Here is a 25,553-nt window from a genome sequence, read left to right as displayed (position 1 = left end):
GCCCGAACGAGCGAATTACGGCACCCCCGACTGACCCCACGCCCCGCCCATGACCTGCGTCATAGGCGGGGCGTCACTTTGTGTGCCCGCGGAGGTCGTTGGTCGTCACCCCGGCACGGAGCTACTGTCTGCCGCGTTTCCCCCGCTGTCGGGGGACGAGTCCGTGTCCGCCAGCGGAAGGAGAGCGGCTTCCCGTGGGGTCCCATCGCCGCCTTGCACCAGCCGGGTTCGACCGTGGCGCCGGTGCAGCGCTCTGTGTCATGTCAGCCGCCGCCACGGCCCTCGGGGTCGTACCGGCCACGGCCGCACCGCACGACGACACCCGGGCCAAGGTGGACCGCCTCTACGAGGAGGCCGAGAAGGCCACCGAGGCCTACAACAAGGCCGACGAGCGGGCCGACAAGCTCCGTGACCAGGTGGGCAGGGCACAGGACCGGATCGCCCGGCAGCAGGAGGACATCAACTCCATGCGGGACGCGCTCGGTTTGCTGGCCGGTGCCCAGTACCGGTCCGGCGGCATCGACCCCTCCCTCGCCCTGCTGCTCTCCGACGACCCGGCCGACTATCTCGACAAGGCCGCCCGGATCGCCCGGATCAGCGCCCACCAGGCCGGGGAGCTGGAGGACCTCCAGGACGCCATGCGCGTCCTCGCCCAGGAGCGCACCGAGGCGGCCAAGAAGCTCACCGAGCTGGAGAAGAGCCGCAAGGCCGTCGCCCTCCACAAGCGGACCGTCGAGCGCAAACTCGCCCAGGCCCGCAGGCTCCTCAACTCCCTCACGGAGAGCGACCGCGCCGCCTACGCCCGCGCCTCCCGCTCCGGCCGCGACATCATGCCCGACTTCGGCAGCGCCGTCGCGTCCTCGGCCCGCGCTGCGGCCGCCGTCGCCGCCGCCCAGTCCGCGCTGGGCAGGCCGTACGTGTGGGGCGCCAACGGCCCCTACGGCTTCGACTGTTCGGGCCTGGTCCAGTGGTCGTACGCCCAGGCCGGCGTCTCCCTGCCGCGCACCTCGCAGGGCCAGCGGTACGCCGGCCGGCAGGTCCCGCTCTCCGAGGCCCAGCCCGGCGATGTGGTCACCTACCGCTCCGACGCCAGCCATGTCGGCATGTACGTCGGCAACGGCCAGGTCATCCACGCGCCCTACCCCGGCGCCCCCGTGCGCTACGACCCGGTCGGCATGATCCCGGGGGCTACGGTCACCCGGGTCTGACGCGGGCCGCTCCGCCGAGGGCCCTGTCCGGCGCCCCGGTCGGCTGTCGGAAGCGGCATCGCATCGGCGCAGGTGGGCCGGGGAGGCCGGGGGTGCCTCGCGGGGTAGGCGGGCGCGGCGCAGGTTGCCGCGCTGAAATGCCCGGTGTCGGGACATCGGCGCATGCCGCACCGACCGGCTCGCCCGGCGGCCGGGGGCTCGCCCTCCTCGGCCGACCACGGGCGCCGTCCTGGCAAACGCCGGGCCGCGGGTCCGAACGCGGGTCTGACTCGGGCGCCCTGCCCGCCGTACGATCGGGAAATGGCTGGTCGAAGGCGGGCGCCGGGAGCGCGCATGGTGGTCGCGCTGTGTCTGCTGCTCGTCTCCCTGGTGGGCTGCGGCGGGCGGCCCGGCACCGACAGCGCGACGGCCGAGGTGCAGCGCGTCCTCGACCGGCGGTCCGCGGCGATACTCGACCGCGACGAGGCGGCGTTCCTGGGCACGGGCGCGCGGGACTGGTTCGGCAACCTGCGCGCGCTGCCCCTCGCCGACTGGTCGTACCGCCTGACCGGCCTGCGCCGCACCGGCGACACCGCGACCGCCGAGGCCGAGCTGCACTACCGCGTCCGGGGCTACGACCGGGCTCCCGTCACCGCCGGCCGCACGCTGAGCCTGCGCCTCGACAGGGAGAGCCGCTGGTACGTCGAGGCCGAGCGGCCCGCGAAGGGCTCCGCCCAGCAGCTGTGGGACCAGGGCGCGGTGCGCGTCGCACGGGGTGAGCACAGCCTCGTCCTGGGCGTCGGGCAGTCCGCCGCGGCGCTGCGGTCGTACGCGGAGCTGGCGGACGACGCGGTACCGGCCGTGTCGCAGGTGTGGGGCGCGGACTGGGCCCGGCACGTCGTGGTCCACGTACCGAAGTCACTGGCCGGCATGGCGGGGCTCCTCGGCTCGCCCGCGTCCTCCTACCGCGGGATCGCCGCGGTCACCACCGGCGAGACCGGCGCCCCGGCGAACGCGCCCGCCGACCGGATCATCGTCAACCCCGACGCGTACGGCGTGCTCGGCGCCACCGGCAAACAGGTCGTCCTCACCCACGAGACCACCCATGTCGCCACCCGCGCCGCCACCACCGCCGCCACCCCGCTGTGGCTGTCCGAGGGCTTCGCCGACTGGGTCGGCTACCTCGGCAGCGGCCGCTCCCCGTCCCAGGCCGCGCCCGAACTGTGGCGTGCGGTGACCGAGGGCCGGGTGCCGGAGGCACTCCCGTCCGACGCGGACTTCGGCTTCACCGGCGACTCCGGGAAGCTGGCGCGGGCCTACGAGGGCGGGTGGATGGCCTGCCGGATGATCGCGGAGCGCTGGGGCGAGGTCAGACTCGTCGAGTTCTACCGAGCCGTGGGCGCGCACGAGCGTCGGGCGGGGGCGGTCGAGGGAGCGCTGAAGGACGTGCTGGGTACGTCGACGGCGGACTTCACGGCGCAGTGGCGGGACTACCTGCGGGCTCAACTCGCCTGAGCCGGCGGGCTCAATTCCCCTCATCACCCAGTTGCGCGATGGCCTCCGTCAGCCACGCCCGCTCCGCCTCGCCCGTCGCCCGGGCCACCCGGAGCATGCCCTGCCGGAACAGGTCCTCGGCCTCCTCCGCCCGCACCGGCTTCCCGCCCTCGTAGAAGACGCTCGTGGCTGTCGGCGAGCGAGAGGATCCGGCGCGGGTCGGGTGCTCGAGCACCCGTTGTTGGGTGCCGGGCGGCGAGGACTCTCGCCCCCGCCGCCCCTACCCGTCCCATCCCAGGGGCTCTGCCCCTTCGCGGTACGGCCGTGCAGCTGCCGCTCGCGTACGGGCTGTCGGGGCTCGGGTTGCCGGGTGTGTGCCTGGCGCTGGCGCTCTCCATGGGGGTGCAGTGCGCGGCGGTGGTGGTGCTGCTGTGGCGGGCGCGGCGTCAGGAGGGCAGCGAGGTCTCCTTGGCGCGGGTGGCCTGAGCCGGTACGGGGAGCGGGGCGGGCCGGGTCACCGTCGAGCGCCAGAGCTCGCGGGCCGCGAGGAGCGTGGCGAGGACCAGCAGGCCGTTGCGGACGAACAGGAGCGTGACGCCGAGGCCGTCACTGGCGACGACGTGCGCGAACCAGACCGGGAACTCCAGGGTCGTCACGACGGAGGCCGCCAGGACCAGGCCGACGGGGAGCGTCATCCGGCTGCCGCGGAAGCACAGGCACACGGCCGCGAGGCCGACCAGCCACACCAGGTACTGGGGGCTGATCACCCGGCTGGTCGTCGTGAACATCAGCACCGCCACGAAGGCCGCGTCCGCGAGCGTGTGCGGCCCGAACCGCTTCGCCCGCAGCCGCCACAGCAGCAGCCAGCCGAAGGCGAGCCCGCTCAGGACGAGGGCGGCCTTGCTGACGGCGTCGACGTACGGGCCGAGGAACTCCACGGAGCCGTAGTTCAGCAGCACCTGGCCGTCCCAGCCGTACTGCCGGGCCACATGGAAGACCAGCGCGCCCAGCGACTCCACCTCGGTGCCGCGGTCGCGCTGGAAGGTCAGGAAGGCGAAGGCGCCGGGCATGGCGAGGGCGAACAGCGCCGCCAGGCCGCCGGCGGTCAGCGCGGCCGACGCCCAGGCGCCGCGCCTGCGGGCCGCGACCAGCAGCAGCACCGGCCACACCTTCAGCATCGCCGCGAAGGCCGTCAGCGCCCCCATCACCCGCGGATGCCGGGCGCCCGCCAGCAGCGCGGCCACGGCGACGGCGGTGACCATCACGTCGTAGCGGGCGTACACGGTCGGCCCGAGCAGCGGCACGCCCGCCACCCACACCCAGGCCCCGCGCAGCGTCCGGCCCGGACGCAGGCCGACGTACAGCAGGAGCAGGAGGACGGCCAGGTCGGCGGTGAAGCAGAGCACGAAGAACGCCGACGCGTAGTCCAGCCAGAACACCAGCGCGGGGGAGAGGATCGCGAGGGCCGCGGCGGGCGGGTACTGCCAGGTGACGTCGTCCAGCGGGAACGTTCCGGTGCGCAGCACCTCGTACCAGCCCTGGTAGATCACCGACACGTCGCTGGTGACGTCCGGGCCGGGGAAGACGTACACCTTGAACACGAACAGCAGCAGAAGCACCCTGGTCAGGCACCAGACCCCCAGAAGCCATGCCAGGGATCGCCGCGTGCCCGTCGTCTCCACCGGTTCCCCTGCCGTTCGCTTCCCGCCTTGAGGGGAACATGATGTCCTGTCCAGCTGTGTGCGGGCCATAAGCACGGCCGAGCCCCGGCTGTGAACAGCGGCTTCGGTAAGGTCGGCGGCGATGCACAAGACCCTGATCGTGACGAACGACTTCCCGCCCCGCCCCGGCGGCATCCAGGCGTTCCTGCACAACATGGCGCTGCGGCTCGACCCGGAGCGGCTGGTCGTCTACGCCTCCACCTGGAAGCGCGGCCGCGAGGGCATCGAGGCCACGGCCGCCTTCGACGCCGAGCAGCCCTTCACGGTCGTACGGGACCGTACGACGATGCTGCTGCCGACGCCCGGGGCGACGCGGCGGGCGGTCGAGCTGCTGCGCGAGCACGGGTGCACGTCGGTGTGGTTCGGGGCCGCGGCCCCGCTCGGCCTGATGGCACCGGCCCTGCGCAGGGCCGGTGCCGAGCGGATTGTGGCCACGACCCACGGCCACGAGGCGGGCTGGGCCCAGCTGCCGGCCGCCCGGCAGCTGCTGCGGCGGATCGGGGAGTCGACGGACACGATCACCTATCTCGGCGAGTACACGCGCTCACGGATCGCCACCGCGCTCACGCCGGACGCGGCCTCGCGGATGGTGCAGCTGCCGCCCGGGGTCGACGAGAAGACCTTCCACTCCGGGTCGGGCGGCGACGAGGTGCGGGCACGGCTGGGCCTGACGGACCGCCCGGTGGTGGTGTGCGTGTCCCGTCTGGTGCGGCGCAAGGGCCAGGACACCCTGATCCAGGCGATGCCCCGCATCCTGGCCGCCGAGCCGGACGCCGTGCTGCTGATCGTCGGGGGCGGCCCGTACGAGAAGGACCTGCGGCGGATGGCGGAGGAGACAGGGGTCGCCGACTCCCTCCGCTTCACCGGTCCCGTGCCCTGGTCCGAGCTGGCCGCGCATTACGGCGCCGGAGACGTCTTCGCGATGCCGTGCCGGACGAGGCGGGGCGGGCTCGATGTGGAGGGCCTCGGCATCGTGTACCTGGAGGCCTCGGCGACGGGGCTGCCGGTGGTCGCGGGTGACTCGGGCGGGGCGCCGGACGCGGTGCTGGACGGCGAGACGGGGTGGGTCGTCCGGGGCGGTTCCCCGGAGGAGGCGGCCGACCGGATCGTAACGCTGCTGGGAGACGCCGAGCTCCGCCGGAGGATGGGGGAGCGCGGCCGGGAGTGGGTCGAGGAGAAGTGGCGCTGGGACCTGCTGGCGGAGCACTTGAAGAACTTGCTGTAGTGCAGCCGACCTCTCAGGGGCGCGGGGAACTGCGCGACCAACCACAAACCACCTGCAGCCGCCGACAACGAATACTTGGCACCCCACTAGGCGGAACCTAATAATCCGCACATGCTGCGCACATGACATCAAACCTGATGCAGCGTCAGCTGACAAGACGTCAAATCCTCGGAATGGCGGCACTCCAGACCGCCGCCACCCTCGGCTTCACCCGCATCGCCCTCCAATCGGCCCACGCCGCCGAGCCCGACGCAGTCGAATCCGCCCCGGCGATAGTGGTCGGCTCCGGCTACGGCGGCGCAGTCGCCGCCCTCCGCCTCGGCCAGGCCGGCATCCGCACGATCGTCCTGGAGATGGGCCGCCTCTGGAACACCCCCGGCCCCGACGGCAAGGTCTTCTGCTCCACCGCCGCCCCCGACCAGCGCTCCATGTGGTTCCGCACCCGCACCGAGGCCCCGCTCGCCACCTTCCTGTGGCTGGATGTCGTCAACAAGGACATCAGCCCCTACCCGGGCGTCCTCGACCGCGTGCACTACGACCACATGTCCGTCTACGTCGGCCGAGGCGTCGGCGGCGGCTCCCTGGTCAACGGCGGCATGGCGGTCACCCCGCTCCGGTCCTACTTCACCGAGCAGTTCCCGACCGTGGACGCCGCGGAGATGTACAGCACGTACTTCCCACGCGCCCGCTCCATGTTGGGCGTCAACACCGTCGACCCCGCCTGGTTCGAGTCCACGGAGTGGTACCGCTTCACCCGGATCTCCCGCAAACACGCGACCAACACGGGCCTGAAGACCACCTTCGTGCCCAACGTCTACGACTTCGCCCACATGCAGCGCGAGGCCGCCGGCACGGCCACCAAGTCCGCGCTCGGCCAGGAGGTCATCTACGGCAACAACCACGGCAAGCGCAGCCTCGACAAGACCTACCTCGCCTCCGCGCTCGGCACCGGGAGCGTCACCATCCACACCCTGGAGAGGGTGAAGTCGATCAGCAGGGCGCCCGACGGGACGTACGTCCTGACCGCCGACCGGATCGACAACACCGGCACGGTCGTCGAGACCAAGGAGTACGGCTGCACGTACCTCTTCCTCGGTGGCGGCAGCGTCGGCACCACCGAACTCCTCGTCCGCGCCCGCGAGTCGGGCACGCTGCCCGCGCTGGACGCGAGCGTCGGCACCGGGTGGGGGACCAACGGCAACGTGATGCTCGGCCGGGCCAACCACCTGTGGGACACGGTCGGGGCCAACCAGTCGACCATGCCGGTCATGGGCATCGACGACTGGGCCAACGCCGCCAACCCCGTCTTCGCCGAGATCGCTCCTTTACCCACGGGACTGGAGCACTGGGTCAGCCTCTATCTGGCGATCACCAAGAATCCGTCGCGGGCGTCGTTCTCGTACGACAGCGGTACGGGGGCCGTGAAACTCGGCTGGAGTGCCGCCCAGAGCGCGGTGTCGGTGAGCATGGCCAAGAAGCTGTTCGACCGGATCAACTCGGCGAACGCCACGATCTACCGGTACGACCTGTTCGGCTCGTCCAACAAGGTCTTCGCCGACGACTTCACGTACCACCCGCTGGGCGGGTGCGTGCTCGGGAAGGCGACCGACAACTACGGCCGGGTGAAGGGGTATGCACGGCTGTACGTCACCGACGGCTCGCTGGTGCCGGGGTCGATCGGGGTGAACCCGTTCGTGACGATCACCGCGCTCGCCGAACGCACGATGGCGCGGGTCCTCGTGGAGGACACCGCGCCATGACGCTTTTCCGGAAGGGGCCCTACTTCTGGTAGATCGCCTCGATCTCGTCCGCGAAGTCCTTCGCCACGACGTTGCGCTTGAGCTTCAGCGACGGCGTCAGATGGCCCGACTCCTCCGTGAACTGGGAGGACAGAATGCGGAACTTCCGCACCGATTCCGCCTTCGACACCGCGGCGTTGCCGTCGTCGATCGCCGACTGGATCGCGGCCAGCAGGTCCGTGTCCTCGCGCAGCGACGCCGCGGTGGAGCCCGCCGGTTTGCCGTGCTCGGCGGCCCAGCGGCCCAGGAACTCCTCGTCGACGGTGACCAGTGCGCCCACGAACGGCCGCCCGTCGCCGACCACCATGCACTCCGCGACCAGCGCGTGCGCGCGGATACGGTCCTCTATCACGGCCGGGGCGACGTTCTTGCCGCCCGCCGTGACGATGATCTCCTTCTTGCGGCCGGTGATCCGGAGGTAGCCGTCCTCGTCGAGGGTGCCGATGTCGCCGGTGTGGAACCAGCCGTCGGCCAGCGCCTCCTCGGTCGCGCCCGGGTTGTTCCAGTACTCCTTGAACAGGTGCTCGCCGTGCAGCAGCACCTCACCGTCGTCGGCGATGCGGACCACCGAGCCCGGCAGGGGCTGGCCGACCGTGCCGATCTTCTGACGGTCCCAGGGGTTGAAGGCGGTGGCGGCGCAGGACTCGGTCAGGCCGTAGCCCTCCAGGACTGTGAAGCCGATGCCGCGGAAGAAGTGCCCGAGGCGCTCGCCCAGCGGGGCGCCGCCGGAGATGGCGTACTCGCCCTTGCCGCCGAGGACCGCGCGGAGCTTGCTGTAGACCAGCTTGTCGAAGACCTTGTGCTTGATCTTCAGGCCGACGGACGGGCCCGACGGGGTGTCCAGCGCCTTGCTGTACGCGATCGCGGTGTCCGCCGCCTTGTCGAAGATCTTGCCCTTGCCGTCGGCCTGGGCCTTGGCGCGCGCCGAGTTGTAGACCTTCTCGAAGACGCGCGGCACGCCCAGGATCAGCGTCGGGCGGAATGAGGCCAGCTCGTCGGTGAGGTTCTTGATGTCCGGGACGGTGCCCAGCTTGATCGGCGCCATCATCGGCGCGACCTGCACGAGGCGGCCGAAGACATGCGCGAGCGGGAGGAAGAGCAGGACGCTGCACTCACCGGTGCGGAACAGGGGGCGCAGGCGCTCGACGACGTTCCCGCACTCGGCGAAGAAGCTGCGGTGGGTGAGCACACAGCCCTTGGGGCGCCCGGTGGTGCCGGACGTGTACACGATGGTCGCCGGGTCGTCCGCCTTCGCCAGCGAGCTGCGCTCCTCGACCGTCGCATCGCTGATGTCCTGGCCCAGTCGGCCCAGCTCCTCGACTCCGCCGGCCTCGATCTGCCAGACGTGCTTGAGCGCGGGCAGCCGGTCGCGCACCGACTCGACGGCGGCCGTGTGATTGTCCAGCTCCGTGATCATGGCGGTCGCGCCCGAGTCACTGAGGATCCACTGCACCTGCTCCGCGGAGCTGGTCTCGTACACCGGCACGGTCACCGCGCCCGCCGACCAGATCGCGAAGTCCAGCAGCGTCCACTCGTAGCGGGTGCGGGACATCAGGCCGACCCGGTCGCCCGGCCGGACCCCGGCGGCGATGAGCCCCTTCGCGGCGGCGCGCACCTCGGCGAGGAAAGCGGTGGCCGTCACGTCCTGCCAGGCACCACCCACCTTGCGGGCGATGACGGCGACGTCCGGGTGCTGCGCGGCGTTTCTGCGGACGATGTCGGTCAGATTGCCGTCCGCAGGGACCTCGTACAAAGCCGGAAGGCTGAACTCGCGCAAGACTGCTGCTCCTCATAGGGCGCCGGCGCCACGACGTTGTGTGATGCGACGGTGCGGTCCAAGGCTCGGGCTAGTGCTCGGGAATTCACATGTTGAAATCCAGAGCACGACTGGACCGACCGGACGTTACCCGCCGGTATGGCTTCTTCGACAGGGGGTCCCGGCGAGATGTTCGCTGCGTCACACGGATTGGTGTTTCTGCGCGCACAGTAGTCGAGCGGTCTGACGACTGGCCAGTAACCATCGGTCCCGCCGCCACTGTTCACGTTTGCCGCACACGCCTACCCTTGATCGTCATGGCACCGACACCGACGGGAAACCGCAGGACCCGCGTCCATGTGGTCAGCGATGTGCACGGCAACGCCCGCGACCTGGCCAGGGCCGGCGAGGGCGCCGACGCCCTGATCTGCCTGGGCGACCTGGTGCTGTTCCTGGACTACGCCGACCACTCGCGCGGCATCTTTCCCGACCTGTTCGGCGTGGAGAACGCCGACCGCATCGTGGAGCTGCGCACCGCCCGGCGCTTCGAGGAGGCGCGGGAGTTCGGGGCAAGGCTGTGGGCCGGGATCGGCTCGGACCGGGCGTCGGTGATCGAGAAGGCGGTACGCAAGCAGTACGCCGAGATGTTCGCGGCGTTCCCGACACCGACGTACGCCACTTACGGCAATGTCGACATGCCGCCCCTGTGGCCGGAGTACGCCGGTCCGGGCACGACGGTGCTGGACGGGGAGCGGGTGGAGATCGGCGGGTGGGTCTTCGGCTTCGTCGGCGGCGGTCTGCGCACGCCGATGCGGACCCCCTACGAGATCAGCGACGAGGAGTACGCGGCGAAGATCGAGGCCGTGGGGGAGGTGGACGTGCTGTGCACCCACATCCCGCCGGAGGTCCCGGAGTTGGTGTACGACACGGTGGCGCGGCGCTTCGAGCGGGGGAGCAGGGCGCTGCTGGAGGCGATTCGCCGTACGCGTCCGCGTTACTCCCTTTTCGGCCATGTCCATCAGCCGCTGGTCCGGCGGATGCGGATCGGGGCGACGGAGTGCGTGAACGTGGGGCACTTCGCGGGGTCGGGGAAGCCGTGGGCGCTGGAGTGGTGAGTGAATTCGGGGCCGGTGGGCATTTTCGCGACGACGGCGCTGGTGGGGGTGGAGTCGGCCGGTCGGGCGCGCGGTAGCCTTCACGCTGCACACGCGTGCGCACCACGACTTCTTACCGGCCCGCATCTGGAGGAGCCACAGCGATGGCGGAACACACCAGCTCGAGCATCACGATCGAGGCGGCACCGGCCGACGTCATGGGGGTGATCTCCGACTTCGCCCGCTACCCGGACTGGACCGGCGAGGTGAAGGAGGCGGAGGTCCTCAAGACCGACGGCGAGGGCCGCGCCGAGCAGGTCCGCCTTGTGATGGACGCCGGTGCGATCAAGGACGACCAGGTGTTGGCGTACACCTGGACCGGTGAGAACGAGGTGTCCTGGACGCTGGTGAAGTCCCAGATGCTGCGGTCGCTGGACGGCTCGTACATCCTCAAGCCGGCGGGTGCCGGTTCGACCGAGGTCACGTACCAGCTGACCGTCGACGTCAAGATCCCGATGCTGGGGATGATCAAGCGCAAGGCCGAGAAGGTCATCATCGACCGGGCGCTGGCGGGCCTGAAGAAGCGCGTGGAAGCGGGCAAGTAGGGGTCGCGCCGTAGGGGTGCCGGTGCGTTGCCGGGTGCGGGCCCGTCGTGGCTGGTCGCGCCCCCGCGGCGGAGCCGCTATCGACACAGCCCCGCGCCCCTGGGGGCGCTGCAGCGCCGCCGGCTGCGCATGCGGCCACCCCCGCCCAGCCCCCACGCCGGGCACCGCGAAACCGGGCTGAACCCCAACGTCCGTTACGGTTCACCCCCATGCGCACCATCCTGATCACGGGCCCGGGCGGCAGCGGCCGTACCACTGTCGCCGCCGCCACCGCGCTCTCGGCGGCGGCCAACGGCACCAGAACCCTGGTCCTCAGCGCCGACCGCACCGACACCCTCGGCGCGGCCCTCGGCGCGAGCACAGGAGCCGCCCCCACCCGGGTCACCGAGAACCTCACCGCCTGGCGCCCGGACGCCGCCGTCGGCTTCCGGGACGACCTCGCCGCCTTCCAGGAACGCGCCGCCTCCGCCCTCGACCTCCTCGGCGCCTCCCGCCTCGACCCGGAAGAGGTCACCCCCCTCCCCGGCGCCGAGGAACTCGCGCTGCTGCGAGCCCTGCGGGACGCCGCGCTGGCCGAGGCCCATGACCTCCTCGTCGTCGACCTCCCCGCCACCCCGCACGCCCTCGCCCTGCTCTCCCTCCCCGAAGAGCTGCGCCGCTACCTGCGCAGGCTGCTCCCGCCCGAACGCCAGGCGGCCCGTGCCCTGCGGCCCGTCCTGGGACGGCTGGCCGGCGTTCCGATGCCCGCGGAGTGGCTGTACGAGACCGCGGCCCGCTGGGACGTCGAGCTCGCCGCCGTCGAGGCCGTCGTCGCCGACCGCGACACCGTCGTACGGCTGGTCGCCGAGCCGGGCCCGGGCGGCGCCGACGCCGTACGCGCCGCCCGCCTCGCCCTCGCGCTGCGCGGCCTGCGCCCCGACCTGCTGGTCGCCAACCGCGTCCTGCCGGAGGCGGAGGCGCCGGCGGACAGCTGGCTCGCGGGGCCCGTCGCCCAGCAGCGCAAGGTCCTGGAGGGGTGGGGGGAGGAGGATCACAACGTCCACCGCGTCGCGCATCTCGGGCGGGACCCCCGCGGCGCCGACGACCTCGCCGCCCTCGCCGTGCCCGCCGTCAACGACACCTCGTCCACGGTCGAGTGGCCCGTCACCGACCGGCTCGCCGACGACGGCGTCCTGGTCTGGGCCATCCCTCTGCCGGGCGCTGTGCGCGACGAGCTCGACCTCATCCGCCGCGGCGACGAACTCGTCGTCACCGCGGGCCAGTTCCGGCGCATCGTGCCCCTGCCGTCCGCCCTGCGCCGCTGCGCCGTGGAAGGGGCCGCACTGCGGGACGGCGAGCTGCGGATCCGGTTCGCGCCGGATCCGGAGCTCTGGCCGCGGGCACGGTGAACCAGGTGCGCCCGTTCGGGTAACGTCGGAGAGACGAACCGTAGTCAGGAGTCCGTCATGAGCGAAGAGCTCCCCCCGTCCGACGCCGGTCAGCCGGAGGCGATCGACGAGGTGCGGGCGACCGACGCCGACGCCTGGGCCACGGCGTGCGCCGAGGACCTCGCGGCGGAGAAGGCCCGGCGCCGCGCCGAGTACGGCCCGCACCCGGGCTCGGCCGCCGAGGAACTGCGCAAGCTCGTCGACGCCGTCGCGGACAAGCTGTCGACCATCCAGTCCCCGCTGCTCGGCGCGGTCGCCGGGCCCGCCGCCCAGCAGGTGGTCAAGCAGGTCGTGGAGCAGGCCAAGGCAGCCGTCGAGCCCGTCATCGAGCGCAACCCGGACGTCTTCGACCACCTGGCCGCCGCCGGCAACGAACTCCTCGCCGCCTACCGCTCCGCGGTCCAGGCACAGGAACGCCGCTGGACGGGTCGTACCGACGACACCCACGAACTGGACGAGCCGGCCGACGACGACCGCCCGGACCGGGGCGACGGGAGCGGCCCCGGCCAGCGCATCGACCTGGACTGACGCGGTACGACTCCCTCCCCGGGGCTCCCGCGCCGCCCCGGGCCCCGTCCGCCGAGCGGACGACGGAACCCCGACGGCAGGGCCTCGGGTACGGTTGGCCGTAGCGGGGCTCGACCGAAACTGAGGGATTCATGGGACTCACCATCGGCGTCGACATCGGCGGCACGAAGATCGCGGCCGGCGTGGTCGATGAGGAAGGCAACATCCTCTCGACCCACAAGGTGCCGACCCCGGGCACGCCCGAGGGAATCGTGGACGCCATCGCTGCGGCGGTGGAGGGCGCGCACGCCGGGCACGAGATCGTCGGCGTGGGCATCGGTGCCGCCGGGTACGTCAACCGTCAGCGTTCCGAGGTCTACTTCGCCCCCAACATCCACTGGCGCAACGAGCCGCTGAAGGAGAAGGTCGAGGCCCGCGTGGGCCTCCCGGTCGTCGTCGAGAACGACGCCAACGCGGCTGCTTGGGGCGAGTACAAGTTCGGCGCGGGCAAGGGCCACCGCAACGTCATCTGCATCACCCTCGGCACCGGCCTCGGCGGCGGCATCATCATCGGCAACAAGCTGCGCCGCGGGCACTACGGCGTGGCCGCCGAGTTCGGGCACATCCGCATGGTGCCGGACGGCCTGCTGTGCGGCTGTGGCTCGCAGGGCTGCTGGGAGCAGTACGCCTCCGGCCGCGCCCTCGTCCGATACGCCAAGCAGCGCGCCAACGCCACCCCGGAGAACGCCGAGATCCTCCTCGGCATGGGCGACGGCACCCCCGACGGCATCGAGGGCAAGCACATCTCCATGGCCGCCCGCCAGGGCGACCCGGTCGCCGTCGACTCCTACCGCGAACTCGCCCGCTGGGCCGGCGCCGGCCTCGCCGACCTCGCCTCCCTCTTCGACCCGTCCGCCTTCATCGTCGGCGGCGGCCTCTCCGACGAGGGCGAACTGGTCCTCGACCCCATCCGCAAGTCCTACAAGCGCTGGCTGGTGGGCGGCAACTGGCGCCCGGTGGCGGACGTGATCGCCGCCCAGCTGGGCAACAAGGCGGGACTGGTGGGCGCGGCGGACCTGGCCCGCGAGCCCGACCCGATCATGTAAGGCTCACTTTTCGGCACAGGGGGCTGTGCCGACCTCTTAGGGGCGCGGGGCTGTATCAGTTTGCGGCTCCGCCGCGTGGGCGCGACAAGCCACGACGAACCGGCAGTCGCCAACGAGCCTCGCGCCCCGAGCCATTGGGCGTACATTGATCCACATGGCGCTGCTCCCAGAGTCCCGCACAGACCCCGACGGTTCAGCCCTCATCCGCGTCCTGAGCTACAACATCCGCTCGATGCGCGACGACACAGCCGCCCTCGCCCGCGTCATCACCGCCTGCACCCCCGACCTGGTCCTGCTCCAAGAAGCCCCCCGCTTCTTCCGCTGGCGCAAGAAACTCGCCCGCCTGGCCCGCGCAGCGAACCTCGTCATCCTCACCGGCGGAGCCACGGCAGCCGGTCCCGCGATCCTCTGCAACCTCAGGGCCACCGTCGAGCGAACAGAGGACGTACTCCTCCCACTCACCCCCGGCCTTCACAGACGCGGCTTCGCCACGGCAGTGGTCCGCTTCGGCGGCGCCCGCGTCGGCGTCCTCAGCTGCCACCTCAGCCTTCAGAAGGACGAGCGCTACGAGCAGGGCGGCATGCTCCTGGACCGGCTGGCCGGCATGGGCGTGGAGCACGGGATCGCGGGCGGCGACGTGAACGAACGCCCTGGTGGCCGCACCTTCAGCCGTCTGGCCACCGGACTCCAGGACTGCTGGGCCATGGCCCCCTGGGGCAGCGAGTACACCTCCACCCCGGCCGACCCCCATCAACGCATCGACGCGATCTTCGCTACGAAGGGCATCGAGGTACTCGGCTGCGGGGCCCCCCTCGGCCATCCCGGCGTGACGGACACCGACCTGAGGGCGGCCACGGACCACCTTCCGGTCCTGGCCGCCCTCAGAATCCCAGCCCTCTAAACGCATCCCAGCCCGCTAGACGACTGCTCCCCGCCCCGGATCGTCGTCCTCGTCATCATCCGTGCGCATCCGCATCACCAGCGTGGCGAACCCGCCCAGGAAGCCGCCGATGCCGAGCGTGGCCAGCCACCAGGTCATCTCCCAGCCGAGCACGACCGCGAGCAGCAGCAGGATCGGCCCGCCGATCACGGCCAGCCAGGCGAACTTGGTGGTCACGTCGGCTTCGGGCAGCGGCGGCGGCTCCGGCGGTACGAAGTGGCCCTCGTCGTCGGCGTCGAAGTCGTCGTCGGCCGGCTCGGGCGCGCTGTAGTCGCGCGGTCCGGCGCCGACGCCGGGCGCGAAGGAGACGGAGCTGCCCAGCGGCTTCAGGGGCTTGTCCTCGTCCTTGGGCGCCTGAGCCTCCTGGCCCTTGGTGCCCTCGGGCTCCCCGTCGCCGTTCGTGTCGGACTCCAGCAGCGCCAGGTCCTCCACCGACTTGAACGGCTTCGCGCCCGGCGGGTCCGGCGGCTCGTCGCCGTACCCGGCGACGATCGCGGCCCAGGCGGCGTCCTCGTCGAACGGGACGTGCTGCTCTTCCGGCTCGCGATCCTCGCGGTCCTCGCGCCTCTCGCGGTCGGAGTCGTGCTCAGCCACGTGCGGTCGTCCCTTCCTTGCCCACGCCGGTTGCGAGCCGGCCGATGAAGCCGAGGCTCTCCTCGAAGATCCGGTCGGCGTCATGGTCCAACGTCGCCACGTGATAGCTCTGTTCCAGCACGATCTCCGTTACGTCCGTCGATGACACCCTGCTCAGGATCCGGTCCGCGTCGGCCGCGGGCACGACGTGGTCCTGCCTGCTGCGCAGGACCAGCAGTGGCTGCGTGACCTGCGGCAACTCGCCGTCGACCAGGCGGAAGAAGGTCCGCAGGGAGTGGGCCGCGTGCAGCGGCACCCGGTCGTACCCGATCTCGACGCCGCCCTTGGCGATGTCACCGGTGATCCCCCGTGTCGTACGGACTAGGTGGCGGGAGACCGGAAGGGTGTACGCGGACAGGCCGTGCACCTTGTTCGCCGGGTTGACGACGAGCACGCCGGTGACGTCCTCCCCGTGCTTCGCGGCCAGCCGCAGCGCGAGGGCGCCGCCCATGGACAGGCCGGCCACGAAGACCCGCTCGCAGCGGTCGCGCAGGCTGCGCAGGGCGCGGTCCACCTCGGCGTACCAGTCCTGCCAGCCGGTGACCTGCAGGTCCTCCCAGCGGGTGCCGTGCCCCGGCAGCAGCGGCAGCGAGACGGTGAGCCCGCGCTCGGCCAGATACTCCGCCCAGGGGCGCAGCGACTGGGGGGAACCGGTGAAGCCGTGGCAGAGGAGGACCCCGACCTCCCCGCCCTCACGGCGGTACGGCTCGGCTCCAGGAAGGACCGGCACCTTACGGTCTCCTGTTCGTGAGAGGGACGACACGGACGAGAGCAATGACATGAACCCGCGCGGGGCAGCCGCATGTCGATACAGCCAGGTGTGCTTCACCGTACGCGACCGCACTGACACCGACCAGGGTCGTCGAACTCTTTGACGGCGGTCCGGGTTAAGGTCTGATCGACAGACACAGGAGGCACTCGGTTGTTGTACGGCGCGATGAAGGTGGCCATCGGGGGACCGCTGAAGGTCGCTTTCAGGCCCTGGGTGGAGGGGCTGGAGAACATTCCCGCCGAGGGCCCCGCGATCCTGGCGAGCAATCACCTGTCCTTCTCCGACTCGTTCTTCCTGCCCGCGGTCCTCGACCGCAAGGTGACCTTCATCGCGAAGGCCGAGTACTTCACCACTCCGGGCGTCAAGGGCCGGCTGACGGCCGCGTTCTTCAAGGGCGTGGGCCAGCTGCCCGTGGACCGGTCAGGGGCACGCGGGGCGGGCGAGGCGGCCATCAAGAGCGGCATCGAGGTCCTCGAACGCGGTGAGCTGTTCGGCATCTACCCGGAGGGCACGCGCTCGCCCGACGGCCGGCTCTACCGGGGCAAGCCCGGCGGCCTCGCGCGCGTGGCGCTCGCCACCGGGGCGCCGGTCATCCCGGTCGCCATGATCGACACGGAGAAGATCCAGCCGCCCGGCAAGGTCATGCCGAAGCTGATGCGGCCGGGCATCCGGATCGGCAAGCCGCTGGACTTCAGCCGGTACCGGGGCATGGAGCACGACCGGTTCGTGCTGCGCGCGGTGACCGACGAGGTCATGTACGAGATCATGAAGCTCTCCGGCCAGGAGTATGTCGACATGTACGCGACCGCCGCCAAGCGGCAGATCGCGGAGGCGGCGAAGGCGGAGAAGGAACAGGCGCGGAAGAAGAAGGAACAGTCCGAATAGAGTCGGCCGCACACTGAGCCGAGGGGGTGGGGGGCATGGCCAAGCGCGAGCGGGTCATGAGGATGTCCGTCGAGCAGCCGCTGTGGCGTGCGCTCACCGGCTACCGCGTGCTGACCATGGTGTACGCGATCGGGCTCTTCGCCAGCGCCCACAAGGAGGTCGCCCGCCCCTGGCCGGCCATCGCCTACTTCGCCGTCCTGGCCGTCTGGACGCTGGCCACCCTGCCCAGGGTCGCCAACGCCGCGAGCTGCACCAAGCGCTTCCTCGCCGTGGACCTCACCATCGCCCTCGTCGGCATCCTGCTCACCCGGGTCGCCGAGTCGCCCGAGCGGATCGACGCCGGTGCCCCGACCCTGCCGTCGATATGGACCGCCGGCGCCGTGCTGGCGTTCGCCATCAAGGGCGGTTGGCGCTGGGCCGCCTTCGCCTCCACGCTGGTCGCCGCCGCCAACCTGATCGAACGCTCCGGGGTGCCGACCCGCGACACCATCCACATGGTGCTGCTCGTCTGGATCGCCTCCATCGCCATCGGCTACGTCGTCGAGGTCGCCCGCGCCTCCGAGCGCACCCTCGCCCGGGCCCTGGAGATCGAGGCGGCGACCCGTGAGCGGGAGCGGCTGGCCCGGGACATCCACGACAGCGTGCTCCAGGTGCTGGCCATGGTGCAGCGGCGCGGCGCCGTCATCGGCGGCGAGGCGGCCGAGCTGGGCCGGATGGCCGGCGAGCAGGAGGTGGCGCTGCGCACGCTGGTCTCGGGCGGACTGGTACCCGTGTCGCGGGTGTCGGAGGACGCCGCCGAGGGAGCGGTCGTACGGGCCGTCGACGAGCCGGACGACTCCACCGGTCCCGTCGATCTCCGTGCCCTGCTCGCCCCGTACGCCGGCGCCCGGGTCAGCCTCGCCGAGCCCGGCGCGCCCGTGTCCCTGGCCCCGGTCGCGGCGCGGGAGCTGACCGCTGCCGTGGGGGCCGCCCTGGACAACGTGCGTCGGCATGCGGGCGAGCACGCGCGCGCGTGGATCCTCGTCGAGGACGAGCCCGACGAAGTGATCGTCACCGTGCGGGACGACGGACCCGGCATCCCCGAGGGCCGGCTCGCGCAGGCCGAGGGCGAAGGGCGGCTCGGTGTCGCCCTGTCGATCCGGGGGCGGCTGCGGGACATCGGCGGCACCGCCGAGCTCATCTCGGTGCCGGGGCAGGGCACGGAAGTGGAACTGAAAGTACCGAAGGACAGCAGCGCTGCACGGGGGAAGGCGGGACAGCGATGACGGACACCGCGAACGGACGGGGCGGGCAGGACGGACAGGGCGGACAGCAGGGCGCGATCAAGGTCATGGTGGTCGACGACCACCCCATGTGGCGTGACGCGGTCGCCCGCGACCTGACCGAGTCCGGCTTCGACGTGGTCGCCACCGCGGGCGACGGCGACCAGGCCGTACGCCGCGCCAAGGCCGCCGCCCCCGACGTCCTGGTGCTCGACCTCAACCTGCCCGCTAAGCCCGGCGTCCAGGTCTGCAAGGAGCTGGTGGGCCACAACCCCGCGCTGCGGGTCCTGGTTCTCTCCGCGAGCGGCGAGCACGCCGACGTCCTGGAGGCCGTGAAGTCCGGCGCCACCGGCTATCTGCTGAAGTCGGCCTCGACGGAGGAACTTCTGGACGCGGTGCGCCGTACGGCCGTCGGCGACCCGGTGTTCACGCCGGGCCTGGCCGGACTGGTCCTCGGCGAGTACCGCCGCCTCGCCTCCGAGCCCGCACCCGCGGCCCCCGACGCCGATCAGCCCAAGGCCCCGCAGCTCACCGAGCGCGAGACCGAGGTGCTGCGCCTGGTCGCCAAGGGCCTGAGCTACAAGCAGATCGCCGAACGCCTGGTCATCTCCCACCGCACGGTCCAGAACCACGTCCAGAACACGCTCGGCAAGCTTCAGCTGCACAACCGGGTGGAGCTGGTGCGCTACGCGATAGAGCGCGGCCTCGACGACGAGTGACCTGCACGCGTGACGGCGAGTGACGCGCCCGTTTGACGACGCGTAAACCAAACACCCGACAGTTCACCGGAATTGCCGTTCCGACCCATCCCTGTGTGACCTGGCTCACCATTAGCGTGGCCTCACCAGGCAACCGCGGCGAAGGGACATTTCCATGCGGGTCGGAGTACTGACCGGAGGCGGCGACTGCCCCGGTCTCAACGCCGTCATCCGGGCCATCGTCCGCAAGGGCGTGCAGGAATACGGCTATGACTTCGTCGGCTTCCGGGACGGCTGGCGAGGTCCCCTCGAGAACGACACCGTCCGTCTCGACATCCCCGCCGTGCGCGGCATCCTGCCCCGCGGCGGCACCATCCTCGGCTCCTCGCGCACCAACCCCCTCAAGCAGGAGGACGGCATCCGGCGTATCAAGGAGAACCTCGCCAAGCAGGAGGTCGAGGCGCTCATCACCATCGGCGGCGAGGACACCCTCGGCGTCGCCACCCGGCTCTCCGACGAGTACGGCGTGCCCTGCGTCGGCGTACCGAAGACGATCGACAACGACCTGTCCGCCACCGACTACACCTTCGGCTTCGACACCGCCGTCGGCATCGCGACCGAGGCGATCGACCGGCTGCACACCACCGCCGAGTCCCATATGCGGGTCCTCGTCTGCGAGGTGATGGGCCGTCACGCCGGCTGGATCGCCATTCACTCCGGGCTGGCCGGCGGAGCCAACGTCATCCTCATCCCCGAGCAGCGCTTCGACGTCGACCAGGTCTGCGCCTGGATCACCTCCCGCTTCAAGGCGTCGTACGCCCCGATCGTGGTCGTCGCCGAGGGCGCCATGCCCAAGGACGGCGACATGGTGCTGAAGGACGGGTCGCTGGACTCCTTCGGGCACGTCCGGCTGTCCGGGGTCGGCGAGTGGCTGGCCAAGGAGATCGAGAAGCGGACGGGCAAGGAGGCCCGTACGACGGTCCTCGGTCACATCCAGCGCGGCGGCACGCCCAGCGCCTTCGACCGCTGGCTCGCCACCCGCTTCGGCCTGCACGCCATCGAGGCCGTCCGCGACGGCGACTTCGGCAAGATGGTCGCCCTGCGCGGCACGGACATCGTCCGTGTCCCGATCGCGGACGCGACGGCCAAACTGAAGACGGTCGACCCGAAGCTGTACGAGGAGGTCGGAGTCTTCTTCGGCTGACGGCGGGCCGGAGCGGAGGTCCGGGGGCGGCAGCCCCGGACACCAGGACGACTGAAGGCAAGACGCCTAAACGGTCGTGTTCCGCAGCTGACCGACCAACTCCCGTACGACGGCCGCCCCGTTCAGCGTCAGGATCGACTCCGGGTGGAACTGCACCCCCGCGAACCCGGGCCCCCGTACGGCGTGTACCTCCGCATTGTCGGCCCGGCTGATCTCGATGCCGTGCGCGCCCAGCTCCGCGGCCACCTCGTCGTCGCAGCGCGCCACGAAGCTGTTGTAGAAGCCGACGGTCTCGGCCCGCCCGAACAGGTCGATCGTCGTCTGCGCGCCCTGGTACGGCACTTCCTTCCGTACGATCTCCAGCCCCAGCTCGGCCGCGATCAGCTCGTGCCCGAGGCACACGCCGAGCACGCCGTGCCGGTGGTTCCGGATGACCTCGGCGGTGAGCTCACGCAGGAAGCGCATCTTGGGGTCGGTGAGGTCGGAGGGATCACCGGGGCCGGGGCCGAGCACCACCGGTCCCTCGTGCGCGAGCACCGCCTCCCGCAGCCCCTCCTCGTCGTACCGCCGGACGGTCACCTCCAGGCCGCTGGACCGCAGGACGTGGCCCAGCATCGCCGTGAAGGTGTCCTCGCCGTCGACGACCAGGGCGTGGCCCGTCAGGGAATCCGACCGCTCCTGCATCCGCAGCCAGAACGGCGCCAGCGACGCCCGGCGTCCGTCGAGCGCGGCACGCACGCGTGGGTCGTCGGCGAGACGTACGCGCGCGTGCTCCTCACGCGGGCGGGACGGCCGTACGCCGAGAGCCGCCAGCACCCCCGCCGCCTTGGCGTGCGTCTCGGCGACCTCGCTCGCCGGGTCCGAGCCGCGCACGAGCGTGGCCCCGACCGGCACCCGCAGCCCGCCGTTCGCGTCGATGTCGGCGGTGCGGATGAGGATGGGGGAGTCGAGGGTCTGGGCGCCGCCGGAGTCACGGCCGATCAGGGCCAGCGCACCGGCGTAGTAACCGCGCCCCCCGACCTCGTGCCGCTCGATGACCCGGCAGGCGTTCTGCACGGGCGAGCCGGTGACCGTCGCCGCGAACATGGTCTCCTTCAGGACCTCCCGCACATCCAGCGAGGACTTGCCGCGCAGCTCGTACTCGGTGTGCGCGAGGTGAGCCATCTCCTTCAGCCGCGGGCCGACGACCACCCCACCCATGTCGCCGACGGTGCACATCATCTTGAGCTCCTCGTCGACGACCATCGACAGCTCCTCGATCTCCTTGCCGTCGGCGAGGAAGCCGAGCAGGTGCTCGGGGGTCGGACCCTCGGCGGGATAGCGGTACGTCCCGCTGATCGGGTTCATGACGACAGTGCCGCCGGACATCCGCACGTGCACCTCGGGGCTGGCCCCGACCAGCGTGCGCTCACCGGTATGCACGACAAAGGTCCAGTACGCGCCCCGCTCGCCCTCCAGCAGCCGCCGGAAGAGCGCGAGCGCGTCGGCCCGCCCGAACCCCGGGATCTCGCCCCCGTACGTCCGCCGGATCACGAAGTTGGCGCCCTCGCCCCGCCCGATCTCGTCCCGCAGCACCCGCCCCACGATCTCGCCGTACTCCTCGTCGCCGACGTCGAAGCCACCGCCCTCGACGCGGACGTCGTGCGCGGGGAGCTGCGCCAGGGCGTCGGCGAGCGGGATGCCGTACGACTCCTCGGGGATCAGGACGGACAGCGGGGTGCCGTCGTCGCGGACGTCGAAGCCGCGCTCGCGGATCTGCCGGAAGGGGACGAGCGCCAGGCCCTCGTCGGGGAGGTCGGCGAGGCGGTCGTAGGTACTGACCGAGCCGATCATGACCTCTACGGTCTCGTGGTCGTGGCCTGGGGTTCGACGGCGCAGCAGGGCGAACGGGCGTGGGTCGGCCGGCAAGCCGAGCAGGTTCATGGGTCCGTACTCCTTCTCCGAGGATCCGGTGGATTCGGTGGGAGAGGAACGACCCCGGGAAACGCCGAAGGCCGCCCCTCGGGCGGCCTTCGCGAAGTCTTGCGTACGCGCAGTCAGTGGGCCGCCGGATGAGCGGTCCACCACCAGTTCTGGGTCGAGTGCGCGAACATGCGAGGCACCCTACCCCAATCTCCGGTGTCCGGGTCGTGCACTCCGTGTCTCAATTACTGGGCATGGGGCGGAACGCCCGACACGACCCCGTAATGTTGACGTCGTGACCGTGAACGCTAAGACCAGCGCGAGCGCTGGCAACACCTGGCGAAACCTGCCCGCGGCGCAGCAGCCCGAGTACCCCGACCCCGAGGCTCTGCGCGCAGTCGTTGCGGAGCTGGAGTCGTATCCGCCGCTCGTCTTCGCGGGCGAGTGCGACCAGCTGCGCGCCCGGATGGCTGCCGTCGCCAAGGGAGAGGCGTTCCTCCTCCAGGGCGGCGACTGCGCCGAGGCCTTCGACGCCGTGTCCGCCGACCAGATCCGCAACAAGCTCAAGACCCTGCTCCAGATGGGCGCCGTGCTGACGTACGCCGCCTCGGTGCCGGTCGTGAAGGTCGGCCGGATCGCCGGCCAGTACTCCAAGCCGCGCTCCAAGCCGACCGAGACCCGCGACGGCGTGACGCTCCCGACCTACCGGGGCGACTCCGTCAACGGCTTCGACTTCACCGAGGCCGCCCGCGTCCCGGACCCCGAGCGCCTGAAGCGGATGTACAACGCGTCCGCCTCGACGCTCAACCTGGTGCGCGCCTTCACCACCGGTGGCTACGCCGACCTGCGCCAGGTGCATGCCTGGAACCAGGACTTCGTGAAGTCCTCCCCGTCCGGCCAGCGCTACGAGCAGCTGGCGCGCGAGATCGACAACGCGCTGAACTTCATGCACGCCTGCGGGACCGACCCGGAGGAGTTCAAGACCGTCGAGTTCTACTCCTCGCACGAGGCGCTGCTGCTCGACTACGAGTCGGCGCTGACCCGCGTCGACTCCCGCACCGGGCAGCTGTACGACGTCTCCGCGCACATGGTGTGGATCGGTGAGCGCACCCGGCAGCTGGACCACGCGCACATCGAGTTCGCCTCGAGGATCCGCAACCCGATCGGCGTCAAGCTCGGCCCGACGACGACGGCCGAGGAGGCGCTGCAGTACATCGACCGCCTGGACCCGGAGCGCGAGCCGGGCCGGCTGACCTTCATCGTCCGGATGGGCGCCGACAAGATCCGGGACAAGCTCCCCGAGCTGGTCGAGAAGGTCACCGCCTCCGGCGCCACCGTCGCCTGGGTGACCGACCCGATGCACGGCAACACCTTCGAGGCGGCCTCCGGTCACAAGACCCGCCGCTTCGACGACGTGCTCGACGAGGTCAAGGGCTTCTTCGAGGTCCACAAGTCGCTGGGCACCCACCCGGGCGGCATCCACGTGGAGCTCACCGGTGACGACGTCACCGAGTGCGTGGGCGGCGGCGACGAGATCTTCGTCGACGACCTGCACCAGCGCTACGAGACGGCCTGCGACCCCCGGCTCAACCGCAGCCAGTCGCTGGACCTGGCATTCCTGGTCGCGGAGATGTACAGGGACCAGTAGCCGGGGCGCCTGTTACAGGCCGGTTCAGGACAAGCTGTGGGGCGCGGATCACATACGATCCGCGCCCCACAGCACTTTTGCGGCACCTGAGCGACGGGTAAGGTTAGGTTAGCCTCACCGATCAAGGGGATGGCACAACGAATCCCACCGGGAGGTGAACCGCGTGTACGTCTGCAGTTGCTTCGGGGTCACCGAGCAGCAGGTGAAGCAGCACGCGGAGAACGGTGCCTGCACCCCCCGCCAGATTGCTTCGGCCTGCAAGGCCGGTACGGATTGCGGGTCGTGCGTACGCCGCATCCAGGCGCTGCTGGGCAGGGGCGCGTGCCCGCGCCGTGAGCTGGCCGACCAGGGCAAGCCGGTGCTCGCGGGACTGGAAGAGGCGGCCTAACTCGGCTGCTCGATCTGCTGCGCGATGTAGAGCGCCTCGCCGATCTTGTCGATGAGCTCCAGCTGTGTGTCCAGGTAGTCGATGTGGTGCTCCTCGTCCTCGAGGATCGACTCGAAGAGATTCGCGGACGTGATGTCGCCCTTGGTGCGCATCACCTCGATACCCCGCTTGAGGCGGTCGATCGCCTCGACCTCGATCTGCCGGTCGGCCTGGAACATCTCGGTGACCGTCTGGCCGACCCGCACATGGAACAAGCGCTGATAGTTGGGCAGGCCGTCCAGCATGAGAATGCGCTCGGTGATCTTGTCCGCGTGCTTCATCTCGTCGATGGATTCTTCACGCGTGTACTTGGCGAGCTTCGTCCAGCCTTTGTTGTCCTGGATCCGGTAGTGCAGCCAGTACTGGTTGATCGCGGTCAGCTCGCCGGTCAACTGCTCGTTCAGGAATTCGAGGACCTCGGGGTCGCCCTGCATCGCAGAGGCTCCTTCCGCGCGGGGGAACTGGCAGGTTGCGCCGCATGATTGCACCGGCGACAAAGATCGTCCAGTAAGTCTTCACTTAGTAAGTAAGTGCATGCTTAGTCCAGTTTGGGCGGAATTGCGGAAGGTGTGGTCCGGTGCACCGCCGCGGGTCTGTCAGGATGGAGTCATGGGTCAGCCGGTGGAGCGCGAAACTGGAGCAGCAGCACACTCCGAGCTTCCGCCGGGGCAGCGAGTGCAGCGTGGCTGGCCGGTCACCCACTACGGGCCGGTCCCCAAGTTCCGCCCCGAACGCTGGGAATTCAGGGTGTTCGGCGCGACCGCCGACGGCGAGAAGCACTGCTGGACCCACGAGGAGTTCACGGCCCTGCCGTACACCACCGTCGTCGCCGACCTTCACTGCGTGACGAAGTTCAGCATGCTCGGCGCGGAGTGGGGCGGCATCCCGGCCCGTACGATCCTGGAGATCGCCCCGCCCGCACCGACGGTCACCCATGTGATGGTGTGGGCCGAGTACGGCTTCAGCTCCAACCTCCGCCTCTCCGACTTCGCCTCCGAGCGCACGATCTTCGCCACCCACAAGGACGGCGAACTGCTCACCGCGGAGCACGGCTTCCCCCTCCGTCTGGTCGTCCCCCATCTGTACGCCTGGAAGGGGCCCAAGTGGGTCCGTGGCGTCGAGTACATGACCGCCGACCGCCGCGGCTTCTGGGAGGAGCGCGGCTACCACAACATCGGCGACCCGTGGAAGGAACAGCGCTACTCGTACCAGGAGGAGCCCGGGGACGGCCCCGAGCTCTGAGTCCTGATCCTCTTGGGGT

General features: G+C 70.9%; 25 protein-coding genes and 1 pseudogene. 18 read left to right on the top strand and 8 right to left on the bottom strand.

Annotated features, from left to right (window positions below):
* Positions 1-194 precede the first annotated feature (194 nt).
* Both ACQEV2_RS11205 and ACQEV2_RS11200 read left to right on the top strand, forming a co-directional pair.
* Positions 195-1,208, top strand: a complete 1,014-nt coding sequence (locus tag ACQEV2_RS11205; protein WP_433039183.1) for an NlpC/P60 family protein — start codon at positions 195-197, stop codon at positions 1,206-1,208.
* A 300-nt stretch (positions 1,209-1,508) separates the two neighbouring features.
* Positions 1,509-2,702 carry a hypothetical protein gene (locus tag ACQEV2_RS11200; protein ID WP_433039181.1) on the top strand — a complete coding sequence of 398 codons (1,194 nt, stop codon included), beginning with the start codon at positions 1,509-1,511 and terminating at the stop codon, positions 2,700-2,702.
* Positions 2,703-2,712: 10 nt separating this feature from the next.
* Here ACQEV2_RS11200 and ACQEV2_RS11195 read toward each other — a convergent pair.
* Positions 2,713-2,874 (bottom strand): annotated as a pseudogene (locus ACQEV2_RS11195) (PadR family transcriptional regulator); the annotation flags it as partial.
* Positions 2,875-3,005: 131 nt separating this feature from the next.
* Here ACQEV2_RS11195 and ACQEV2_RS11190 point away from each other — a divergent pair.
* Positions 3,006-3,167: a hypothetical protein gene (locus ACQEV2_RS11190; RefSeq protein ID WP_433039179.1), complete on the top strand. Its 162-nt coding sequence runs from the start codon at positions 3,006-3,008 to the stop codon at positions 3,165-3,167.
* Here ACQEV2_RS11190 and ACQEV2_RS11185 read toward each other — a convergent pair.
* Positions 3,128-4,363 (bottom strand): glycosyltransferase 87 family protein, encoded by a 1,236-nt coding sequence (locus ACQEV2_RS11185; RefSeq protein ID WP_433039177.1) that lies wholly within the window; start codon positions 4,361-4,363, stop codon positions 3,128-3,130. The genes ACQEV2_RS11190 and ACQEV2_RS11185 overlap by 40 nt on opposite strands.
* 121 nt (positions 4,364-4,484) lie before the next feature.
* Here ACQEV2_RS11185 and ACQEV2_RS11180 point away from each other — a divergent pair, with 121 nt between their 5' ends.
* Both ACQEV2_RS11180 and ACQEV2_RS11175 read left to right on the top strand, forming a co-directional pair.
* Positions 4,485-5,627, top strand: a complete 1,143-nt coding sequence (locus tag ACQEV2_RS11180; protein WP_433039175.1) for a glycosyltransferase family 4 protein — start codon at positions 4,485-4,487, stop codon at positions 5,625-5,627.
* A gap of 173 nt (positions 5,628-5,800) precedes the next feature.
* Positions 5,801-7,387 (top strand): GMC oxidoreductase, encoded by a 1,587-nt coding sequence (locus ACQEV2_RS11175; RefSeq protein WP_433039173.1) that lies wholly within the window; start codon positions 5,801-5,803, stop codon positions 7,385-7,387.
* 19 nt (positions 7,388-7,406) lie between these two features.
* On the opposite strand, the gene ACQEV2_RS11170 is transcribed toward ACQEV2_RS11175, so the two are convergent.
* Positions 7,407-9,203 (bottom strand): AMP-dependent synthetase/ligase, encoded by a 1,797-nt coding sequence (locus ACQEV2_RS11170; RefSeq protein WP_433039171.1) that lies wholly within the window; start codon positions 9,201-9,203, stop codon positions 7,407-7,409.
* A 296-nt stretch (positions 9,204-9,499) separates the two neighbouring features.
* On the opposite strand from ACQEV2_RS11170, the gene ACQEV2_RS11165 reads away from it, so the two are divergent.
* From ACQEV2_RS11165 to ACQEV2_RS11140, 6 genes are all read left to right on the top strand, one after another.
* Complete coding sequence (locus tag ACQEV2_RS11165) at positions 9,500-10,297, top strand: metallophosphoesterase family protein (protein WP_433039168.1); 798 nt, start codon at positions 9,500-9,502, stop codon at positions 10,295-10,297.
* 143 nt (positions 10,298-10,440) lie between these two features.
* A complete protein-coding gene (locus ACQEV2_RS11160) occupies positions 10,441-10,881 on the top strand; it encodes an SRPBCC family protein (protein WP_433039166.1) in 441 nt (146 codons plus the stop codon).
* Positions 10,882-11,090: 209 nt separating this feature from the next.
* Positions 11,091-12,269 (top strand): ArsA family ATPase, encoded by a 1,179-nt coding sequence (locus ACQEV2_RS11155; RefSeq protein WP_433039164.1) that lies wholly within the window; start codon positions 11,091-11,093, stop codon positions 12,267-12,269.
* 57 nt (positions 12,270-12,326) lie between these two features.
* The gene (locus tag ACQEV2_RS11150; protein ID WP_433039162.1) at positions 12,327-12,836 is read left to right on the top strand and encodes a DUF5304 domain-containing protein; all 510 of its coding nucleotides are present in this window, start codon (positions 12,327-12,329) and stop codon (positions 12,834-12,836) included.
* 131 nt (positions 12,837-12,967) lie between these two features.
* Positions 12,968-13,921: an ROK family glucokinase gene (locus ACQEV2_RS11145; RefSeq protein WP_433039160.1), complete on the top strand. Its 954-nt coding sequence runs from the start codon at positions 12,968-12,970 to the stop codon at positions 13,919-13,921.
* Between the two features lie 154 nt (positions 13,922-14,075).
* Positions 14,076-14,822, top strand: a complete 747-nt coding sequence (locus ACQEV2_RS11140) for an endonuclease/exonuclease/phosphatase family protein (protein ID WP_433039158.1) — start codon at positions 14,076-14,078, stop codon at positions 14,820-14,822.
* A gap of 15 nt (positions 14,823-14,837) precedes the next feature.
* Here ACQEV2_RS11140 and ACQEV2_RS11135 read toward each other — a convergent pair whose 3' ends face one another.
* Both ACQEV2_RS11135 and ACQEV2_RS11130 read right to left on the bottom strand, forming a co-directional pair.
* Positions 14,838-15,455, bottom strand: a complete 618-nt coding sequence (locus ACQEV2_RS11135; RefSeq protein WP_433039156.1) for a hypothetical protein — start codon at positions 15,453-15,455, stop codon at positions 14,838-14,840.
* Entirely contained in the window at positions 15,448-16,224 is a 777-nt protein-coding gene (locus ACQEV2_RS11130; protein WP_433039154.1) for an alpha/beta hydrolase, read from the bottom strand. The genes ACQEV2_RS11135 and ACQEV2_RS11130 overlap by 8 nt, the downstream gene beginning before the upstream one ends.
* A gap of 207 nt (positions 16,225-16,431) precedes the next feature.
* On the opposite strand from ACQEV2_RS11130, the gene ACQEV2_RS11125 reads away from it, so the two are divergent.
* The 4 genes from ACQEV2_RS11125 (at position 16,432) to ACQEV2_RS11110 (ending at position 20,315) form a co-directional block, all read left to right on the top strand.
* Entirely contained in the window at positions 16,432-17,151 is a 720-nt protein-coding gene (locus ACQEV2_RS11125; RefSeq protein ID WP_433054354.1) for a lysophospholipid acyltransferase family protein, read from the top strand.
* Between the two features lie 35 nt (positions 17,152-17,186).
* Positions 17,187-18,416, top strand: coding sequence for a MacS family sensor histidine kinase (gene macS / locus ACQEV2_RS11120; RefSeq protein ID WP_433039152.1), 1,230 nt, complete (start codon positions 17,187-17,189; stop codon positions 18,414-18,416).
* Positions 18,413-19,132, top strand: a complete 720-nt coding sequence (locus tag ACQEV2_RS11115) for a response regulator (protein WP_433039150.1) — start codon at positions 18,413-18,415, stop codon at positions 19,130-19,132. The genes macS and ACQEV2_RS11115 overlap by 4 nt, the downstream gene beginning before the upstream one ends.
* A gap of 154 nt (positions 19,133-19,286) precedes the next feature.
* Positions 19,287-20,315, top strand: coding sequence for a 6-phosphofructokinase (locus tag ACQEV2_RS11110; RefSeq protein ID WP_433039148.1), 1,029 nt, complete (start codon positions 19,287-19,289; stop codon positions 20,313-20,315).
* Between the two features lie 66 nt (positions 20,316-20,381).
* On the opposite strand, the gene ACQEV2_RS11105 is transcribed toward ACQEV2_RS11110, so the two are convergent.
* A complete protein-coding gene (locus ACQEV2_RS11105) occupies positions 20,382-22,238 on the bottom strand; it encodes an anthranilate synthase family protein (protein ID WP_433039146.1) in 1,857 nt (618 codons plus the stop codon).
* A 113-nt stretch (positions 22,239-22,351) separates the two neighbouring features.
* Complete coding sequence (locus ACQEV2_RS11100; RefSeq protein ID WP_071528813.1) at positions 22,352-22,408, bottom strand: trp operon leader peptide; 57 nt, start codon at positions 22,406-22,408, stop codon at positions 22,352-22,354.
* 104 nt (positions 22,409-22,512) lie between these two features.
* Between ACQEV2_RS11100 and ACQEV2_RS11095 the strand changes: the two genes are divergently transcribed.
* Together ACQEV2_RS11095 and ACQEV2_RS11090 are read left to right on the top strand one after the other, a co-directional pair.
* Positions 22,513-23,865 (top strand): class II 3-deoxy-7-phosphoheptulonate synthase, encoded by a 1,353-nt coding sequence (locus ACQEV2_RS11095; RefSeq protein WP_433039144.1) that lies wholly within the window; start codon positions 22,513-22,515, stop codon positions 23,863-23,865.
* Positions 23,866-24,028: 163 nt separating this feature from the next.
* Positions 24,029-24,253 (top strand): (2Fe-2S)-binding protein, encoded by a 225-nt coding sequence (locus tag ACQEV2_RS11090; RefSeq protein WP_404034451.1) that lies wholly within the window; start codon positions 24,029-24,031, stop codon positions 24,251-24,253.
* Here the strand turns inward: ACQEV2_RS11090 and bfr are convergent.
* Positions 24,250-24,726, bottom strand: coding sequence for a bacterioferritin (bfr, locus tag ACQEV2_RS11085; RefSeq protein ID WP_004001903.1), 477 nt, complete (start codon positions 24,724-24,726; stop codon positions 24,250-24,252). The genes ACQEV2_RS11090 and bfr overlap by 4 nt on opposite strands.
* A 175-nt stretch (positions 24,727-24,901) precedes the next feature.
* Here bfr and ACQEV2_RS11080 point away from each other — a divergent pair, with 175 nt between their 5' ends.
* Positions 24,902-25,534, top strand: coding sequence for a sulfite oxidase-like oxidoreductase (locus ACQEV2_RS11080; RefSeq protein WP_433039142.1), 633 nt, complete (start codon positions 24,902-24,904; stop codon positions 25,532-25,534).
* The last annotated feature ends 19 nt before the right edge of the window (positions 25,535-25,553 follow it).

Origin of the sequence: Streptomyces sp. CA-251387 (assembly GCF_050936625.1) — a bacterium.
In the GTDB taxonomy this organism is placed as follows: domain Bacteria; phylum Actinomycetota; class Actinomycetes; order Streptomycetales; family Streptomycetaceae; genus Streptomyces.
This window is presented reverse-complemented; position numbering and strand designations above follow the sequence as displayed.

What these genes read in the sequence shown, in the direction of transcription:
- macS (WP_433039152.1), top strand. Translation starts at nt 17,187, where the DNA reads ATGGCCAAGCGCGAGCGGGTCATGAGGATGTCCGTCGAGCAGCCGCTG.
- ACQEV2_RS11110 (WP_433039148.1), top strand. Translation starts at nt 19,287, where the DNA reads ATGCGGGTCGGAGTACTGACCGGAGGCGGCGACTGCCCCGGTCTCAAC.
- ACQEV2_RS11175 (WP_433039173.1), top strand. Translation starts at nt 5,801, where the DNA reads ATGGCGGCACTCCAGACCGCCGCCACCCTCGGCTTCACCCGCATCGCC.
- ACQEV2_RS11165 (WP_433039168.1), top strand. Translation starts at nt 9,500, where the DNA reads ATGGCACCGACACCGACGGGAAACCGCAGGACCCGCGTCCATGTGGTC.
- ACQEV2_RS11160 (WP_433039166.1), top strand. Translation starts at nt 10,441, where the DNA reads ATGGCGGAACACACCAGCTCGAGCATCACGATCGAGGCGGCACCGGCC.
- ACQEV2_RS11125 (WP_433054354.1), top strand. Translation starts at nt 16,432, where the DNA reads ATGAAGGTGGCCATCGGGGGACCGCTGAAGGTCGCTTTCAGGCCCTGG.
- ACQEV2_RS11200 (WP_433039181.1), top strand. Translation starts at nt 1,509, where the DNA reads ATGGCTGGTCGAAGGCGGGCGCCGGGAGCGCGCATGGTGGTCGCGCTG.
- ACQEV2_RS11145 (WP_433039160.1), top strand. Translation starts at nt 12,968, where the DNA reads ATGGGACTCACCATCGGCGTCGACATCGGCGGCACGAAGATCGCGGCC.
- ACQEV2_RS11180 (WP_433039175.1), top strand. Translation starts at nt 4,485, where the DNA reads ATGCACAAGACCCTGATCGTGACGAACGACTTCCCGCCCCGCCCCGGC.
- ACQEV2_RS11150 (WP_433039162.1), top strand. Translation starts at nt 12,327, where the DNA reads ATGAGCGAAGAGCTCCCCCCGTCCGACGCCGGTCAGCCGGAGGCGATC.
- ACQEV2_RS11115 (WP_433039150.1), top strand. Translation starts at nt 18,413, where the DNA reads ATGACGGACACCGCGAACGGACGGGGCGGGCAGGACGGACAGGGCGGA.
- ACQEV2_RS11140 (WP_433039158.1), top strand. Translation starts at nt 14,076, where the DNA reads ATGGCGCTGCTCCCAGAGTCCCGCACAGACCCCGACGGTTCAGCCCTC.
- ACQEV2_RS11105 (WP_433039146.1), bottom strand. Translation starts at nt 22,238, where the DNA reads ATGAACCTGCTCGGCTTGCCGGCCGACCCACGCCCGTTCGCCCTGCTG.
- bfr (WP_004001903.1), bottom strand. Translation starts at nt 24,726, where the DNA reads ATGCAGGGCGACCCCGAGGTCCTCGAATTCCTGAACGAGCAGTTGACC.
- ACQEV2_RS11080 (WP_433039142.1), top strand. Translation starts at nt 24,902, where the DNA reads ATGGGTCAGCCGGTGGAGCGCGAAACTGGAGCAGCAGCACACTCCGAG.
- ACQEV2_RS11155 (WP_433039164.1), top strand. Translation starts at nt 11,091, where the DNA reads ATGCGCACCATCCTGATCACGGGCCCGGGCGGCAGCGGCCGTACCACT.